The sequence below is a fragment of the Streptomyces calidiresistens genome, assembly GCF_014141525.1.
GTDB lineage: Bacteria > Actinomycetota > Actinomycetes > Streptomycetales > Streptomycetaceae > Streptomyces > Streptomyces calidiresistens.
This window is the reverse complement of record NZ_VKHS01000992.1, coordinates 1-1,743: the sequence shown is the minus strand read 5'-3', so window position 1 is coordinate 1,743 and position 1,743 is coordinate 1. Positions and strand designations below refer to the sequence as shown.

The following is a 1,743-nucleotide window of genomic DNA, read 5'->3' as shown; positions in this document are numbered from 1 at the left end:
GTGGTGGTCCGCGAGCGGGGCGGGGAAAGGAACGGTGGGCGGCGGGAGATCCCCGCCGACCTGGTGGTGGACGCCTCGGGCCGCGGGACCCGGGCACCGCGCTGGTTGACGGAGCTGGGCGCGGAACCGGCCTTCGAGGAAAGGCTGGAGACCGGGCTGGCCTACGCCAGCCGGTTGTACCGCGCCGGAACGGAGCCGCGGGAGGGCGCGGGGGCGGCCCGGTACGCCGGACAGTACGTCGTCCCGGATCCGGGGCAGGTGTACGGGGCGGTGGTGCTGCCGGTGGAGAACGGCCTCCACCTGGTGACCCTGTCCGGGGTGCGCGGATGCGAACCGCCCACCGACCACGAGGGGTTCACCGCCTTCGCCGAGCGTTTGCCCCACCCGATGGTGCGGGAGTGGCTGAGCCGGGCCGAACCCGTCTCCGCGGCACACGGTTTCCGTGACACGGCCAACATCCGACGCCGGTACGACCGGCCGGGCCGACGACCGGCGGGCTTCGTGGCCACGGGCGAGGCGCTGTGCGCGTTCAACCCCGTCTACGGGCAGGGCATGACGGTGGCCGTCCTGAACGCCCTGGCCCTGCGGGAGGAGTTGGGCCGCCGGGGCGGGAGGCCGACCACCCGGGGCGTGCACCGGGCACTGCTGCGCTCCTGCCGTCGGGCGTGGGACATCTCCGCGGGAGCGGACCGGAACATGCCGGGCGCCGAGGGCAACGTCCCGGGCCCCCGGGCCGTCGAGCGTCCCCTCACCCTGTACATGGCGCGGGTGCAGCGGCGGGCCGGCGGCGACCCGCTGGTGGGAGCCGCCTTCCGGGCGGTGCTGGGGCTGGTGGCGCCGCCCCGGGCGCTGTTCGCGCCCCGGGTGCTGCGTGCCGTTCTCCTGGGACCCGACCCGGCCGTTCCGCTTCGGCCACCGCTGCGGCGCGAGGGCGACGAGACCTCCGACCCCGGGCGGGGTTGACCCCCACCGCCGACGGCCCGTTCCCGCACCGGGAGCGGGCCGTCGGCCTGTCCGGCCGGGTGCGGGCGGGCCGCTGCCCGAACGGCTCAACATCTCGGGCGACACGGGCGGGACCGACAACACACTGATCCCCATGGGAGACCAACGTGAACGTCGGGACCGCCCCTCTCCCGTCAGAGGGGCGGTGGGTGCCGCACGCCGGGCCGGTCGACGGCTGGCGGGCCTGACCGGCCATCGGGTGGAAGGGGTCTCGGCCGTGTGCCGGGAGGAGAACGGTTGGCGGGTGTGCGTCGACGTGGTGGAGGTGCCCCGCATCCCCGACACCACCAGTCTGCTCGCCACCTACGAGGTGGAACTCGACGGTGACGGACGGCTCCTGCAGTACCGCCGGGTGCGTCGGTACCGGCGCGGATCCACGGACGACTGACGACGACCGACGACGACCGGGGGTCGGAGAACTCCGCCGCAGAGCCCACCGCAGAGGGGAATCCCCATGAGCACCACCACGACCTACAGCGATGACGTCGCCTGTGTACCGCGCGCCGGCACCCTCTACGACGTCATCGAGATCATCCTCGACCGGGGGATGGTGATCGATGTCTTCCTGCGCGTCTCCCTGGTCGGCATCGAGATCCTGAAGGTGGACATCCGGGTGGTCGTCGCGAGCGTCGACACCTACCTGCGCTTCGCCGAGGCGTGCAACCGCCTGGACCTGGAACGGGACGACCGCAGTCGCACCGTTCCCGAGCTCTTCGGGGGCGGGGGCGGAGGCGGGGGGAT

At 73.8% G+C, this 1,743-nt stretch carries 3 protein-coding genes; all 3 read left to right on the top strand.

The features are described from left to right. The coding region (locus FOE67_RS24810) for a monooxygenase (RefSeq protein ID WP_182667057.1) at positions 1–963 on the top strand (963 nt) is incomplete at its 5' end. 133 nt (positions 964–1,096) lie between these two features. Continuing rightward, positions 1,097–1,390: a gas vesicle protein GvpO gene (gene gvpO, locus FOE67_RS24805; protein ID WP_182667056.1), complete on the top strand. Its 294-nt coding sequence runs from the start codon at positions 1,097–1,099 to the stop codon at positions 1,388–1,390. Between the two features lie 66 nt (positions 1,391–1,456). Beyond that, a partial coding sequence (gvpJ, locus tag FOE67_RS24800) for a gas vesicle protein GvpJ (protein WP_182667055.1) occupies positions 1,457–1,743 on the top strand: 287 nt, incomplete at its 3' end.